Origin of the sequence: Pseudomonas sp. Os17 (assembly GCF_001547895.1) — a bacterium.
Classification (GTDB): Bacteria; Pseudomonadota; Gammaproteobacteria; order Pseudomonadales; family Pseudomonadaceae; genus Aquipseudomonas.
In genome coordinates this window covers 5416265-5431101 of the sequence record NZ_AP014627.1, presented here as the reverse complement: position 1 = coordinate 5431101, position 14837 = coordinate 5416265, and the positions used below count along the sequence as shown (strand labels likewise).

Genomic DNA, 14837 nt, shown 5'->3' with positions numbered 1-14837 from the left:
CTGACTTGCTGGCGAGGGCGGCTCAATGAGCGCTGCTGTAGCGCCGTACCCCTGAGTCGCTATGGGGAATCTGCGCCGCCGTGCTGCCTGAAGCCTGGAACAGCACCAGGTGTTCCGCCGCAACCCGAATGCCCACATCCGCTCCGACCTGATGGTCGGCGTGGCTGGGGAAAATCGATTCCAGCTGGCTGCCGGTAGGCAATTGCAGGCGATACAGGGTCGAGGCGCCAAGGAAGGTTTTGCCCACCACCCGGGCTTTCAAGTCACTGTCCGGCGCGTGGACGATGTCGTCCGGGCGCAGCAGGACGTCCACCGCGCCACCTGTCGGCCAGGTATAGGCCCGGTTGCCCTGCAGTACACCCAGTTCGGTCTGCACCGATTCCGGCGTGTTCAGCTGGCCGCGAATGAAGTAGCCCTGGCCAATGAAGCTGGCGACAAAGGGCGTCTGTGGTTCGTGATAGAGGTTGTAGGGGGTGTCCCACTGCTCCAGGCGGCCTTCCTTGAACACGCCGACCTGATCACTCACGGCGAAGGCTTCTTCCTGGTCGTGGGTGACCAGGATCGCACTGGTGCCGCGAGCCTTGAGGATGTCGCGCACCTCGTGGCTGAGCTTGCGCCGCAGTTCGCCGTCGAGGTTGGAGAAGGGTTCGTCCAGCAGCAGCAGTTGCGGCTCGGGAGCCAGGGCGCGAGCCAGCGCCACTCGCTGTTGCTGGCCGCCGGACAGCTCGTGGGGAAAGCGCTGGCCGAGGTCCTTCAGGTTGACCAGCTCCAGCAGTTCGGCGACCACTCGGTCTTTCTGCGGGTGCTTGCGGATGCCGAAAGCGATGTTGTCCGCCACGCTCAGGTGGGGGAACAGGGCATAGTCCTGAAACACCATGCCGATCCGGCGTTTCTCCGGGGCCAGGGTGAAGCCGGCGCTGGATATGGTTTCGCCGGCCAGTTGGATCTCGCCTTCGTGCACCGGCTCGAACCCGGCGATGGCCCGCAGGGTGGTGGTCTTGCCACATCCGGACGAGCCCAGCAGGCAGCCGATGTCCCCGGCGTTGAGGTGCAGATTGAGGTTCTGCACCACGCGTTGGTCCTGGTAGCCGCATGCCAGATTGCGCAGGTTCAGCAGGAGTGGCTGGCTCATGCGTGGTGGTACGCCGGCTCGACGAGGAACTCGAGCAGGGCCTTTTGTGCGTGCAGACGGTTTTCCGCCTGGTCCCAAGCCACTGAGCGAGGGTCGTCCAGCAGGTCGAGGCTGATTTCCTCGCCACGGTGGGCGGGCAGGCAGTGCATGAACAGTACGTCCGGGGCGGCCAGGTCGAGCAGCGCGCGGTTGACCTGGAAGGGGGCAAACAGTTGGAGACGCTTGGCGGTCTCTTCTTCCTGGCCCATGGAGGTCCAGACGTCGGTGCTCACCAGATGGGCGCCGATCACTGCCTCGCGAGGGTCGCGGACGATGGTCACGCGATCGCCGGCCTTGGCGACAAACTCGGCGTTGGGCTCGTAGCCCTCGGGACAGGCGATGCGCAGCTGGAAGTCGAACTGGATGGCCGCTTCTATATAGCTGTTGCACATGTTGTTGCCGTCACCGATCCAGGCCACGGTCTTGCCCTGGATCGAGCCACGGTGTTCGAGGAAGGTCTGCATGTCCGCCAGCAGTTGGCAGGGGTGCAGGTCATCGGACAGGCCGTTGATCACCGGGACCCGGGAATTGGCCGCGAATTCGGTCAGGGTGCTGTGGGCAAAGGTGCGGATCATCACCGCGTCGAGCATGCGCGACATGACGATGGCGCAGTCGCCGATCGGCTCGCCGCGACCCAGCTGAGTGTCCCGTGGCGAAAGGAAGATGGCCTGGCCGCCCAGCTGGATCATGCCGGCTTCGAAGGACAGTCGGGTACGGGTCGACGACTTCTCGAAAATCATGCCGAGTACACGATTTTTCAAAGGCTCGAAGAGTACGCCGCGGTTACGCAGGTCCTTCAGCTCGATGCCTCGACGAATCACACTGACCAGCTCTTCGGGCGTGCAATCCATCAGGGAGAGAAAGTGCCTTGCGCTCATCATTAACTACCTTTTTGCAACGGACCGCAGATTCTCAAAGCCTTGTTTAATCGAACAACGGGCTGGACCTGCGGCGAAAGCCGCACGGGGCGACGAAATAGGGGAAGGCGCGATCTTATAATTAAATGTCGCGTCTTACCAATAGTGCTACGGCGTTCATGGGCATTCAGAGAGGCCAGGACGCGAATGCGCTGGCGCTTTTGAGACCGGTTTTCAGACAGCAGCCGGGCATTTGTACACTGCCCCGGCGCGGCTTGGCAATCGAGTGTGGCGCCGGCCGTGCGGTTGCGGTCGCTTTCTGACCTGTGGGCCGAGGTCCGCTGCGGGGGGAATCCGCGGCTTGGCCACTTGAAACATTTCCTAATGCAAAGTGCTGAGTCTATAAAGGCGAATCTGCGGCAAGGATAGGTGTGCGATGGAATCCAGGGAGCAACAACTGATGACGCTGTTGGGGCTCACCGCCCGGGCGCTGACGGACATGACCGCTTCGGTGACGGCCTTTTCTTTCGAGCTGCTGCGCAGCGAGGATCCGCTGACCCGGGCAGCCGCGCGCAAGATGATCGACCGAATGATGACCCTCAGCGCCGGGCTGGATGAGCATTGGCGACTGCTGGCCGAGTTGTCGGGTGTCCATGCCGAGCAGGGGCCCATGGACGCCTCCTCGCGAATCTCCATGGAGGGGCCGCCGCGCTTGCCGCCGAACTGACGGCCCTGATCATGGCCCAGGTTGATGGACCTCAATTCATGGGGCGAACGTCGCTGGTGTCGGCAGAGGCCAGCCGCCATAGTTTTGGCTTCCTGCGGCCCTGTGCGGGGCGCCTTCAAACAATAGAGACTGGCCATGACCAAGACTCTCCATCACCGTGCCTGCCACCTGTGCGAAGCCATCTGCGGCCTGACCCTGGAAATCACTGAAGAGCCGGGCAGCGCTCCACGCATTACCTCGATCAAGGGCGACCCCCTGGACAGTTTCAGCCGTGGCCATGTCTGCCCCAAGGCCGTGGCCCTGCAGGATATCCAGAATGATCCCGATCGCCTGCGTCAGCCGGTGCGCCGTGTGGGCAACCAATGGCAGCCCATCGAGTGGGACGAGGCCTTTGCCCTGGTGGCCGAGCGGCTGGCGAGCATCCAGCAGCGCCATGGCAACAATGCCGTGGCGACCTACCAGGGCAATCCCAGCGTGCACAACTATGGGCTGATGACCCATAGCAATTACTTTCTCGGCCAGCTCAAGACCCGCAATCGTTTCTCGGCCACATCGGTCGATCAGTTGCCCCAGCACCTGACCAGTTACCTGATGTATGGCCACGGCCTGCTGTTGCCGATTCCGGACATCGATCACACCGATTTCATGCTGATCCTGGGCGGCAATCCCCTGGCATCCAACGGCAGCATCATGACCGTGCCGGATGTGGAGAAGCGCCTCAAGGCCATTCAGGCTCGTGGCGGCAAGGTGGTCGTGGTCGATCCGCGGCGCAGTGAAACCGCAGCCATGGCCGATCAGCACCTGTTTATCCGGCCGGGGGGCGACGTGGCGCTGCTGTTCGGTCTGCTCAACAGCATTTTCGACGCCGGCCTGACCCGCGACAGCCATTTGCCGGTGGATGGGCTGGCCGAGGTGCGCCAGGCAATTGCGCGGTTCACTGCCGAAGCCATGAGTCCGTTGTGCGCAATTCCGGCTGCGCAGATTCGGCAACTGGCCCGGGATTTCGCTTCGGCGGACAAGGCGGTCTGTTACGGACGCATGGGGGTGTCGACCCAGGCCTTCGGCACGCTGTGCCACTGGTTACTGCAGCTGCTCAATCTGGTCACCGGCAACCTGGACCGTGTCGGCGGTGCCTTGTGCACCCAGCCGGCGGTGGATCTGGTGGCGGCGACCTCGGGCGGTCACTTCAATGTCTGGCAGAGTCGGGTTTCCGGGCTTCCGGAGTACGGCGGCGAGCTGCCGGTATCGGCCCTGGCCGAAGAGATGCTCACCGAGGGCGAAGGACAGGTACGGGCCCTGATCACCGTGGCCGGCAATCCGGTGTTGTCCACACCCAACGGCCGGCAGCTGGAGCAGGCCCTGGACGGGCTGGAGTTCATGCTCAGCATCGATCTGTACATCAATGAAACCACCCGTTATGCCGACCTGATCCTGCCGTCCACCTCGGCTCTGGAGAACGATCACTACGACACCACCTTCAATCTGTTCGCGGTGCGCAATGTCAGTCGCTTCAATCGAGCGATCCTGCCCAAGCCTCAAGGGGCGCTGCATGACTGGGAGATCTTCGTCGGCCTGGCCAAGGCATTTGCCGCGCAGACCGCCAGCCCGTTGAAGCCGACCCTGGCCCCTGCACAGATGATCGACATGGGCTTGCGCGCCGGGCCTTACGGCGATGCCTCGCCGCTCAAGCTGTCCCTGGCGACTCTGGACCAGTACCCCCACGGCATTGATCTTGGGGCGCTGCAGCCGAACCTGGCGGCCCGCTTGAAAACCGAGAATCGGCGGATCCAGGCCGCACCGGCGCCGATCATGGCCGATCTGCAACGCTTTGCCGCGTTGAGTGCGCCACCTTCGGGCGAGTTGTTGCTGATCGGGCGTCGGCATGTGCGCAGCAATAACTCCTGGATGCACAACTATCACCGCCTGGTGAAGGGCAAGCCTCGCCATCAGCTATTGATGAATCCCGAGGATCTGGCTCAACGGGGCCTGAGTGATGGTCAGCGGGTGCGAGTCCGATCCCGGGTGGGCGCGGTGGAGGTGGAAGTGCTGGCCAGCAGCGAGATGATGCCGGGCGTGGTAAGTCTGCCCCATGGCTGGGGGCACAGGCGTCCCGGCGTGCAGATGAGCATTGCCAGGGAGCAGCCTGGTTGCAGCGCCAATGACCTGACCGATGAGCGTCAGCTCGATGCGTTGTCCGGGAATGCGGCGTTGAATGGGGTGCCGGTTACCGTGGAGGCGGCCTGAGGTGTCTGTCGGAGAGGCCGAGCAGGGCGCTCAGGATTCCGTTACAATGCGCCACCGTGCCGACAACAGAGTCGGAAAGTTCAGCCGAGGTGTTCCATGGATATCATCGAAACTATTAAAGAGCAGATTGCCAACAACACCATTCTGCTCTACATGAAAGGCTCGCCGAATGCCCCGCAGTGCGGCTTCTCGGCAAAAGCCGCTCAGGCCGTAATGGGCTGTGGTGAGAAGTTCGCTTACGTGGACATCCTGCAAAACCCAGAGATTCGCGCCAACCTGCCCAAGTACGCCAACTGGCCAACTTTCCCGCAACTGTGGGTGGCCGGTGAGTTGGTCGGCGGTAGCGACATCATGGCTGAAATGTTTGCCAATGGTGAGCTGCAGAGCCTGATCAAGGCTGCTGCCGAAAAAGCGGCTGCCAAGACCGAAGCCTGACGCGAACTTCTTGTTCGCGGTCAATAAAAAGCCCCGCCTCTCTTACGAGGGCGGGGCTTTTTATTACATGGGCGTTGGTTACTCGTCGCCCATTTGCGATTGCAGGTAGTTCTCGATACCCACTTTGTCGATCAGGCCCAGTTGGGTTTCCAGCCAGTCGATGTGTTCTTCTTCGGATTCCAGAATGTCTTCCAGCAGTTCACGGCTGCCGAAGTCGCCAACCGATTCGCAGTGAGCGATGGCGGCCTTGAGGTCGGCGTGGCCGGTGCGTTCGATGCGCAGGTCGCACTCGAGCATTTCCTTGGTGTGTTCGCCGATGTGCAACTTGCCCAGGTCCTGGACGTTGGGCAGGCCTTCGAGGAAGAGGATGCGCTTGATCAGCTTGTCCGCATGCTTCATCTCGTCGATGGATTCGTGGTACTCGTGCTTGCCCAGCTTGTTCAGGCCCCAGTCTTCATACATGCGTGCATGCAGGAAGTACTGATTGATCGCGACCAGTTCATTGGCAAGGATTTTATTGAGATGCTGGATGACTGTAATGTCGCCTTTCATGTTGGGGTCCTGCCCTTTAATTAGTGAAATAAGGGCAGAGTCTGAGCCGCACAAACATTACTGTCAAACCTAAGTTATTGAATAATATATGAAAATTAATCGGAATAAGAATGTTTGTGTTCCGCGTTTTGCACCTAAGCGATTGAATTACAGACATAAAAAAACCGGACGCTAGGTCCGGTTGTTTCAAATGCGGCTATTTATTCGGTACATCAAGCAACATTAAATTCCACTGGGTAGGGAATGGCGGCTTGGCTGCTCTGCAATTCGGTCAGGGTTTCGCGAACCACTTGCTTGGCCAGGCATGCGCATTTGCCGCATTGGCTGGCGACGCCGGTGGCCTGGCGCACTTCACGGTAGCTGCAGCAACCTTCGTAGATCGCTTCGCGAATTTGTCCGTCGGTGACACCGGTGCAGAGGCAGACATACATAGGATGAGAACCGTCGCTGGTTAGGGCTCAATTGCGATGGATCTTAATGTTAACGAGAATGATTGTCAAAGTGGTTTCGGCCGCCTTTGTGGCCGTTTCATCCCGGGGTGACGAACGGTTTTGTTAGCGATGGTGACAGATGATTCGCATTTTCCGCTTTGTGGGCCGGGCTGACGAAAAACCGTTAAGGACAGCTCAAAGACGCGGTGTATGATGGTCGGTCCTTGCGAAGCGGGGTCGGGTCACAGAGCTGTCGCATCAGCGTGGCAGACTCAAGGCCAATCCCCTTCTTCATTACTACGTCCACACCAGGAGATATCCAATGAGCGTACTCGTAGGCAAACAAGCCCCTGACTTCACCGTACCGGCCGTTCTCGGCAATGGCGAAATCGTCGACAGCTTCACCCTGTCCTCGGCCATCAAAGGCAAATACGGCCTGGTGTTCTTCTACCCACTGGACTTCACCTTCGTTTGCCCGTCCGAGCTGATCGCTCTGGACCACCGCATGGCCGACTTCAAGGCGCGCAACGTGGAAGTGATCGCTGTTTCCATCGACTCGCACTTCACCCACAACGCCTGGCGTAACACCCCGATCAATGCCGGCGGCATCGGTCAGGTTCAATACATCATGGCCGCTGACATGAAACACGACATCGCCAAGGCCTATGACGTCGAGTCCGAAGGCGGCGTGGCCTTCCGTGGCGCGTTCCTGATCGACGACAAAGGTGTTGTCCGTTCGCAGATCGTCAACGACCTGCCGCTGGGCCGCAACATGGAAGAGCTGATCCGTCTGGTCGACGCTCTGCAATTCCACGAAGAGCACGGTGAAGTCTGCCCTGCCAACTGGAAGAAAGGCGACAAGGGCATGACCGCTTCGCCAGAAGGCGTTGCTGCTTACCTGAGCGAGAACGCCGGCAAGCTGTAAGCCTGGCGTCACGCATAAAAAAACCGGCCTCAGGGCCGGTTTTTTTATGCGGGCGATTCAACTCGACCAGGGATCGATCAGTCGTCGAAGTCCTGCCAGCCGCCCATTTGCTTCCAGCGGTTGACGATGCCGCAGAACAGCTCGGCGGTCTTCTCGGTGTCGTAGCGGGCCGAGTGGGCCTCGCGACCGTCGAAGTCGATGCCGGCGCTCTGGCAGGCCTTGGCCAAAACGGTCTGGCCGTAAGCCAGGCCAGCCAGGGTGGCGGTGTCGAAGCTGGAGAACGGGTGGAACGGGTTGCGCTTCATGTCCAGGCGCGCCACGGCGGCGTTGAGGAAGCCCAGGTCGAAGCTGCTGTTGTGGCCCACCAGGATCGCGCGTTTGCAGCCGTTGGCTTTCAGCGCCTTGCGCACACCACGGAAAATATCCGTGAGAGCGGTTTCTTCGCTGACGGCCATGCGCAGGGGATGGTCGAGCTTGATCCCGGTGAACTCCAGCGCCGCGGCTTCAATGTTGGCGCCTTCAAAAGGCTCGACGCGGAAGAAATAGGTGTGTTCGGGGAACACGAAGCCCTTTTCGTCCATGCCGATGGTGGTAGCGGCAATCTCCAGCAGGGCGTCGGTGGCTGAGTTGAAGCCACCGGTTTCTACGTCGACGACTACCGGCAGGTAACCGCGAAAGCGTGCCGCCATTGGATGGCGGGGGGCGCCGCTGTTGCCGTCTTGTTCGTCGTCGAAATGGTCGTCACTCACGAGTGATCCTCCAGCAGGCGCCAGCGCAGTTTTTCACCGGCGCGCAGCGGAATGACAGTCAGCTCGCCGAACGGCAGGCTGGCGGGTGCGGTCCATTCTTCACGAACCAGGGTGATGCGATCGGTGTTGGCCGGCAGGCCGTAGAAGCGCGGACCGTTGAGGCTGGCAAAGGCTTCCAGCTGGTCCAGGGCATTGCGCTGTTCGAACGCTTCGGCATACAGCTCGATTGCGGCGTAGGCGCTGTAGCAGCCGGCACAACCGCAAGCGGCTTCCTTGGCATGCTGGGCGTGGGGCGCGGAGTCGGTGCCGAGGAAGAACTTTTCGCTGCCGCTGGTGGCCGCATCCAGCAGGGCTTCCTGGTGGGTGTTGCGCTTGAGGATCGGCAGGCAATAGAAGTGCGGACGAATACCGCCCACCAGCATGTGATTGCGGTTGTACAACAGGTGGTGCGCGGTGATGGTGGCGCCGACGTTGGCCGAAGCCTCCTTGACGAACTGCACGGCTTCACCGGTGGTGATGTGCTCGAACACCACTTTCAGGCTGGGGAAGCGCTCGACCACGCGACGCATGTGTTCGTCGATGAAGATTTTCTCGCGGTCGAAGACATCGACCTCGCCGCGGGTCACCTCACCGTGGATCAGCAGCGGCAGGCCGACTTCGGCCATGGTTTCGAGCACCGGGAAGATCTTGTCGATGCTGGTCACGCCCGAATCCGAATTGGTGGTCGCACCGGCCGGATACAGCTTGGCGGCGTGCACGAAGCCACAGGCCTTGGCCGCGCGGATCTCGTCCGGCTGGGTGCGGTCGGTCAGGTAAAGCACCATCAGCGGCTCGAAGCGGCTGCCGGCCGGGCGCGCAGCTAGAATACGCTGGCGATAGGCGTCGGCTTCCACGGCGTTGCGCACCGGAGGTACCAGGTTGGGCATGATGATGGCGCGGCCAAAGGTGCGCGCGACATCTGCGACTGTATTGGGCAACACGGCACCATCGCGAAGATGAATATGCCAGTCGTCGGGACGCAGCAGGGTCAGGCGGTCGGACATGGGAGGTTCCAGGCGGGTAAAACTCGGTGGGAATGCTACCGGAAAAGACTCTTCCAGGCACTCGCTATCAAGTTTTGCGACGAGCAACCGATATCCCGAAGGTATGGCGTATTAACGCCTGTCGATTTTTCTGTTGTACACGTCAGTGGAGCCTCCCGTGCGCCAGCGTTATCTAGCCTTGCTCAGTGTGTTTGCCAGCCTGCCCGCGATGGCTCTCACTTTCCAGACTCGTCTGGAGAGCATTGAGTGGACGGTCGAAGGCGACAAATTCGAGTGCCGCCTGATCCAACCGGTAACCGATTTCGGTTCCGGCGAATTCGTTCGCCGCGCCGGCGAGCAGGCGATCTTTCGTCTCAAGAGCTTCAACCCGATGCAGGCGGGGGGCTCGGCGACTCTGCTTGCGGCAGCGGCGCCCTGGCAGCCGGGACGTGGCGACATCAACCTCGGGGCGGTCAAGGCCGGTACCGACGGGGTGCTGATCAACAGCAACCAGATGCAGGCCGGGCGCCTGATCATCGGGCTGCTGGAGGGGCGCAGCCCCGTGGTGCGCAATTATTCCCGTGAAGGCGGAGTGTCCGAAGTGCGCCTGTTGCCGGTGAAGTTCAGCAAGGCGTATGGCGACTATCAAAGCTGCATGGCCAAGCTGCTGCCGATGAACTACGAGCAGGTGAAGCAGGGCGAGATCGGTTTTCCGGGAGGGGGGATCGAACTCGATGCCCGGGCCAAGGCCAAGCTGCAGGTGATGGTGGACTTCATCAAGGCCGACCCGACGGTCAACCACGTCGAACTGGATGGCCACTCGGACAACAGCGGCAATCGCTTGACCAACCGTGACCTGTCCCGTCGTCGTGCACTGGCGGTGATGGAGTTCTTCAAGGCCAACGGCCTGGCGGAAAACCAGATCGTGGTGCGCTTCCATGGCGAGCGTTACCCCCTGGCGCCCAACACCAATGCCGCCAACCGGGCGAAGAACCGTCGGGTCAATGTGCATCTGGAGCGGGTTGCGCCCACCGAAAAGCCGGCTCCAGCGCCCCAGGCGGCCTCTGGCTCCAGCGCTGCTGCGACCTCCTGATACGGCTGTCATCGTCGCGCGCTCGACATAATCTGTCGCTTGGTCGTCATAAGCTGTCGCGCCTCTGTAAATTATCCGCGTGGATCGGTAGACTTGGCGGCTTTCCGTACAACCCCGTGGAGTGATGGCATGGCGGACGTTAACAAGGTCGTTCTGGCGTATTCGGGCGGCCTGGACACTTCGGTGATCCTCAAGTGGCTGCAGGATACTTACAACTGTGAAGTAGTGACTTTCACTGCTGACCTGGGCCAAGGCGAAGAGGTCGAGCCGGCCCGCGCCAAGGCGCAAGCCATGGGCGTCAAAGAGATCTACATCGACGATCTGCGCGAAGAGTTCGTGCGCGATTTCGTTTTCCCGATGTTCCGCGCCAACACCGTCTACGAAGGCGAGTACCTGCTGGGTACTTCCATCGCTCGTCCGTTGATCGCCAAGCGTCTGATCGAGATCGCCAACGAAACCGGCGCCGACGCCATTTCCCATGGTGCTACCGGCAAGGGCAATGACCAGGTGCGTTTCGAGCTGGGTGCCTATGCCCTCAAGCCAGGCGTGAAAGTGATCGCTCCTTGGCGCGAGTGGGACCTGCTGTCCCGCGAGAAGCTGATGGACTACGCCGAGAAGCACGGTATTCCAATCGAGCGTCACGGCAAGAAGAAGTCGCCGTACTCGATGGACGCCAACCTGCTGCACATCTCCTATGAAGGCGGCGTGCTGGAAGACACCTGGACCGAGCACGAAGAAGACATGTGGCGCTGGACCGTCTCCCCGGAGAAGGCTCCTGATACCCCGCAGTACCTGGAACTGACCTACCGCAACGGTGACATCGTCGCCATCGACGGCGTGGAAATGACCCCGGCTACCGTGCTGGCGACCCTGAACCGCATTGGTGGCGAGCACGGCATCGGTCGTCTGGACATCGTCGAGAACCGTTACGTCGGCATGAAGTCCCGTGGCTGCTACGAGACCCCGGGCGGCACCATCATGCTGCGTGCTCACCGCGCCATCGAGTCCATCACCCTGGACCGCGAAGTGGCTCACCTCAAAGACGAGTTGATGCCCAAGTACGCCAGCCTGATCTACACCGGCTACTGGTGGAGTCCTGAGCGTCTGATGCTGCAACAGATGATCGACGCCTCCCAGGCCCACGTGAACGGTGTAGTGCGCCTGAAGCTGTACAAGGGCAACGTGATCGTGACCGGTCGCAAGTCCGATGAGTCGCTGTTCGACGCCAACATCGCCACCTTCGAAGAAGACGGCGGTGCTTACAACCAGGCGGACGCAGCAGGCTTCATCAAGCTCAATGCCCTGCGCATGCGCATTGCTGCCAACAAGGGTCGGACTCTGATCTGATCCCGAGTTGTTGAAAAAGAGCCCCGCCCTATGCGGGGCTTTTTTTTGCCTTTGATTAACTCAACGGCTTGTTGCTGCAGAGCAATGCTTGGACAGAGAAGTTGATTGGAAAAAATGAAGTGAGTGATGGCGGACTTATCAGCGGTTGGCGCTGGAAAAGATGCGGCAGCGTGTAATTTTTTTAGTACGAAAAGTAGCTAATTTGAAGATTAATCCTAAGCAACTTTTCCGTTGAACGCCCTTTATCTAATTTATTTTGTAAGGTAAATCGGTATTGTTTGTAAGGATCGTCCTCGTAGGCTCGTAGCCCCTTTTGGCACGGTGTCAGAGTCAATTCTCTGGGGTATTGTGCGGGCTCTAAAAAACTCTAAGTACTTGGATGGACCTATGAAAAGAGTATTGATCGTGGACGATCATCCTGTTGTTCGCCTCGCTGTTCGCATGTTGATGGAGCGTCATGGCTTTGAAGTAGTGGCAGAAGCAGATAACGGTACGGACGCATTGAAGTTGGCTCTTGAATATGTTCCCGATATCTTGATTCTGGATATTGGCATACCACAACTGGATGGACTTGAAGTTATAGCTCGCCTCATGTTCAGAAGTTTGCCGATCAAGATCCTGGTATTGACGCTGCAAGCGCCAGGGCCCTTTTCCATGCGCTGCATGCAGGCCGGTGCCGCCGGCTACGTGTGCAAGCAGCAGGACATTACCGAGCTGATCAGTGCGGTACGGGCGGTATTGGCGGGTTACAGCTACTTTCCCAACGAGGCGTTGCACACTTTTCGTTCCAGCCAGGGCATCAGCAGCGAGGAAGAAATGATCGAGCTTCTTTCCGGACGTGAGTTGATCGTATTGAAACAGCTCACCAATGGCATGAGTAACAAGGAGATTGCTGAAGGCCTGTGCCTGAGCAACAAGACGGTCAGTACTTACAAGCGGCGGTTATTGGCCAAGCTCAACGCGCGTTCATTGGTTGACCTGATCGAGTTTGCCCAGCGCCATCAGTTGGCGTGAGCCTTGCTGTCCGAGACGATGCTGGACTGCCAGGCCTGAAAGTACGGATAGGGCCGGTCATGCCGCGAGGCTGATCGGCCGGGCGTGACGGCAAGACAGGCACAAAAAAACCTCCGCATGGAGGTTCTTTTGCGACTACAGGTCAAAGTCGTAATCGGCCAGTTGTTTCTGCAGACGCCGCTCTTCCAGAAGATTGTCGATGGTGCGGCGCTTGCTCAGATTGGTTTTCGCCACTTCGACCACCGGTTCGACATCGTCTGTTTCCGCGGCGATGAAGTCTTCTTCTACGTCCAGTTGTTCTTTGCCAGTGCTCATAAGGTCAACTCCAGGCTAAGACTGCCATTGGCGCTCCTTATATCGATATTCTCCTGGCGGGTAAAAAAGATTTTTTCAATCGACTCATTGGCAAAATCAATGCTTCCTCAATCGTCGGAAGTCTTCTGCTTGTATTCGCACAGGTCTTCGATTCGACAGCTGCCGCAGCGTGGCTTGCGGGCCAGGCAGACATAGCGTCCGTGCAGGATCAGCCAGTGATGGGAGTCCAGCAGGAACTCCTTGGGCACGAACTTGAGCAGCTTTTTCTCCACTTCCACCACGTTCTTGCCCGGGGCCAGGCCGGTGCGGTTGCTGACCCGGAAGATGTGGGTGTCCACCGCCATGGTCAGCTGCCGGAAGGCGGTGTTGAGGACCACGTTGGCGGTCTTGCGCCCGACACCGGGCAGGGCTTCCAGTTCTTCCCGGGTTTGTGGCACTTCGCTGTTGTGGCGTTCCACCAGCAGGCGGCAGGTTTCGATGACGTTCTTGGCCTTGCTGTTGTACAGGCCGATGGTCTTGATGTACTCGGACAGGCCTTCGACCCCCAGGGCGTGAATCGCCGCGGGTGTATTGGCCACGGGGAAGAGTTTGGCGGTCGCCTTGTTGACCCCGACGTCGGTCGATTGCGCCGAAAGAATCACCGCGATCAGCAGCTCGAACGGCGAGGAATAGGCCAGTTCGGTCTTGGGCTCGGGATTGTCTTCATGAAGTCGGCGAAATATTTCCAGGCGTTTGGCGGCATTCATGGGTGGTTCATTTCCTCGAAGACTGTCGGTTGAAGGGCGATGAGGCGGTCCAGGCCCGCTTTGCCGCCAGCAACAGGCCCAGCAGGATAAAGCCCCCGGGGGCCAGAGTCAGCAGGCGCAAGCCGCCCTGGGGTAGCAGCACCCAGCCGGTGCTGTCACCGCTCTGGCCGACAAGCCAGCCCAGATGGCTGCCCAAGGCGCCGGTGCCCAGCAGTTCGCGCAGTGCGCCCAGCAGCACCAGTGCGCCACAGTAGCCAGCGGCCAGGTGCAGTCGCTCGCGGTGCTGGAAGAAGCCCGCCTGTTCCAGTATCACGCATTGCAGGGGCAGCAGGCCCAGGTACAGGCTCAACTGCTGGTGCAGTTCGTAACTCAATGCCTGCAGCGCCAGCCACAGGCAACTGCCGAGGGACGCTCCGAGCAGCAGGCTGGCGAGCCACTGCTGCTGGCGTTGCAGCGCTGCTCGCAACAGGCCCATGGCGGCCCCAAACAAGCTGAGCAGCAGCCCGGATGCCAGGGCCAGGCCCAGGGCCTTGACCCAGGAGTCGGTGGCACCGATCAGCGGCGTCAGCATCAGCAGGCCCGGCAATGTCAGCGGCTTACTCATGGGCGGCCCCCGTGAGCAGTTGCTGGCGATGTTCGTCGAAGTAGCGCAAGGCATCGTGCAGGGCACTGATGACAGCGCGGGAGGTGATGGTGGCGCCGGCAATCTGATCGAACTGGCCGCTGTCCTTCTTCAGCGCCCAGGCGGCATCGCCCGGATCACTGCGAGACTTGCCGGCAAAGCCTTGCAACCAGGGGTTGGGCTGATCAGCGATCCTGGCGCCCAGGCCGGGAGTTTCATCTTGTCGGAGGGTCTTGCTGCCCAGCAGCCGGCCCTGGCTGTCGATGGCGATCAACAGCTCGATGGGGCCGGCATAACCGCTGACCTGGCTGCGCAACAGCACGGCGCTGGGCTGACCCTGGCGGGTGGCCAGGTAGCCCTGCAGCAAGCGGCTGTTGTCCAGTTGCACATCCCTTAGAGGCAGTGGCTGCTCCAGGGGCTGGTTGTCGTAGCTGGCAACAGGCAGCAGGTCGAGCAACTTGCGCGCCTGCAGTGCCCGTTGTTCGGCGGCGATACGCGGCGCCGCAACCGAGTGCAGCCACAAGGTCGCCGCCACGCCCAGCAAACCGAGCAGGGCCAGCAGGAGCAGAGCGCTGGATTTTTTCATG

The 14837-nt window shown here is 60.3% G+C and carries 17 protein-coding genes; 7 read left to right on the top strand and 10 right to left on the bottom strand.

The genetic code is table 11. From position 1 onward, the window contains the following. Positions 1–22: 22 nt before the first annotated feature. Together POS17_RS23860 and argF are read right to left on the bottom strand one after the other, a co-directional pair. Positions 23–1132 (bottom strand): ABC transporter ATP-binding protein, encoded by a 1110-nt coding sequence (locus POS17_RS23860; RefSeq protein ID WP_060840803.1) that lies wholly within the window; start codon positions 1130–1132, stop codon positions 23–25. Next, positions 1129–2049 carry an ornithine carbamoyltransferase gene (argF, locus tag POS17_RS23855; RefSeq protein WP_060840802.1) on the bottom strand — a complete coding sequence of 307 codons (921 nt, stop codon included), beginning with the start codon at positions 2047–2049 and terminating at the stop codon, positions 1129–1131. Before argF ends, POS17_RS23860 begins: the two co-directional genes overlap by 4 nt. A 415-nt stretch (positions 2050–2464) precedes the next feature. Here argF and POS17_RS23850 point away from each other — a divergent pair, with 415 nt between their 5' ends. The 3 genes from POS17_RS23850 to grxD all read left to right on the top strand — a co-directional run bounded on the left by POS17_RS23850 (position 2465) and on the right by grxD (position 5434). After that, on the top strand, positions 2465–2755 hold the full coding sequence (locus POS17_RS23850) for a hypothetical protein (RefSeq protein WP_060840801.1): 291 nt from the start codon (positions 2465–2467) through the stop codon (positions 2753–2755). Between the two features lie 135 nt (positions 2756–2890). Next, complete coding sequence (locus tag POS17_RS23845) at positions 2891–4999, top strand: molybdopterin oxidoreductase family protein (protein ID WP_060840800.1); 2109 nt, start codon at positions 2891–2893, stop codon at positions 4997–4999. 96 nt (positions 5000–5095) lie between these two features. After that, positions 5096–5434: a Grx4 family monothiol glutaredoxin gene (gene grxD, locus POS17_RS23840; protein WP_011063114.1), complete on the top strand. Its 339-nt coding sequence runs from the start codon at positions 5096–5098 to the stop codon at positions 5432–5434. A 78-nt stretch (positions 5435–5512) separates the two neighbouring features. On the opposite strand, the gene bfr is transcribed toward grxD, so the two are convergent. Both bfr and POS17_RS23830 read right to left on the bottom strand, forming a co-directional pair. Further along, positions 5513–5986: a bacterioferritin gene (gene bfr, locus POS17_RS23835; RefSeq protein ID WP_011063113.1), complete on the bottom strand. Its 474-nt coding sequence runs from the start codon at positions 5984–5986 to the stop codon at positions 5513–5515. Between the two features lie 212 nt (positions 5987–6198). After that, a complete protein-coding gene (locus POS17_RS23830; protein WP_011063112.1) occupies positions 6199–6417 on the bottom strand; it encodes a bacterioferritin-associated ferredoxin in 219 nt (72 codons plus the stop codon). A 322-nt stretch (positions 6418–6739) separates the two neighbouring features. On the opposite strand from POS17_RS23830, the gene POS17_RS23825 reads away from it, so the two are divergent. Beyond that, positions 6740–7342: a peroxiredoxin gene (locus tag POS17_RS23825; protein ID WP_007922432.1), complete on the top strand. Its 603-nt coding sequence runs from the start codon at positions 6740–6742 to the stop codon at positions 7340–7342. Between the two features lie 77 nt (positions 7343–7419). Here POS17_RS23825 and rnt read toward each other — a convergent pair whose 3' ends face one another. Next, the gene (gene rnt, locus POS17_RS23820; RefSeq protein ID WP_060840799.1) at positions 7420–8091 is read right to left on the bottom strand and encodes a ribonuclease T; all 672 of its coding nucleotides are present in this window, start codon (positions 8089–8091) and stop codon (positions 7420–7422) included. Then, positions 8088–9134, bottom strand: coding sequence for a dihydroorotase (gene pyrC / locus POS17_RS23815; protein ID WP_060840798.1), 1047 nt, complete (start codon positions 9132–9134; stop codon positions 8088–8090). The genes rnt and pyrC overlap by 4 nt, the downstream gene beginning before the upstream one ends. Positions 9135–9291: 157 nt before the next feature. Here pyrC and POS17_RS23810 point away from each other — a divergent pair, with 157 nt between their 5' ends. The 3 genes from POS17_RS23810 to POS17_RS23800 all read left to right on the top strand — a co-directional run bounded on the left by POS17_RS23810 (position 9292) and on the right by POS17_RS23800 (position 12567). Continuing rightward, positions 9292–10206, top strand: coding sequence for a flagellar protein MotY (locus POS17_RS23810; protein WP_060840797.1), 915 nt, complete (start codon positions 9292–9294; stop codon positions 10204–10206). Between the two features lie 129 nt (positions 10207–10335). Next, the gene (locus POS17_RS23805) at positions 10336–11553 is read left to right on the top strand and encodes an argininosuccinate synthase (RefSeq protein ID WP_016965323.1); all 1218 of its coding nucleotides are present in this window, start codon (positions 10336–10338) and stop codon (positions 11551–11553) included. A 387-nt stretch (positions 11554–11940) separates the two neighbouring features. After that, a complete protein-coding gene (locus tag POS17_RS23800; RefSeq protein ID WP_016965324.1) occupies positions 11941–12567 on the top strand; it encodes a response regulator transcription factor in 627 nt (208 codons plus the stop codon). 135 nt (positions 12568–12702) lie between these two features. Here the strand turns inward: POS17_RS23800 and POS17_RS23795 are convergent, their stop codons facing one another. The 4 genes from POS17_RS23795 to POS17_RS23780 form a co-directional block, all read right to left on the bottom strand. Then, entirely contained in the window at positions 12703–12882 is a 180-nt protein-coding gene (locus POS17_RS23795; RefSeq protein ID WP_016965325.1) for a PA3496 family putative envelope integrity protein, read from the bottom strand. Between the two features lie 107 nt (positions 12883–12989). Beyond that, on the bottom strand, positions 12990–13628 hold the full coding sequence (nth, locus tag POS17_RS23790; protein WP_060840796.1) for an endonuclease III: 639 nt from the start codon (positions 13626–13628) through the stop codon (positions 12990–12992). A gap of 7 nt (positions 13629–13635) precedes the next feature. Continuing rightward, the gene (locus tag POS17_RS23785) at positions 13636–14232 is read right to left on the bottom strand and encodes an Rnf-Nqr domain containing protein (protein ID WP_060840795.1); all 597 of its coding nucleotides are present in this window, start codon (positions 14230–14232) and stop codon (positions 13636–13638) included. Beyond that, a complete protein-coding gene (locus POS17_RS23780) occupies positions 14225–14836 on the bottom strand; it encodes an RnfABCDGE type electron transport complex subunit G (protein WP_060840794.1) in 612 nt (203 codons plus the stop codon). The genes POS17_RS23785 and POS17_RS23780 overlap by 8 nt, the downstream gene beginning before the upstream one ends. Position 14837 lies beyond the last annotated feature (1 nt).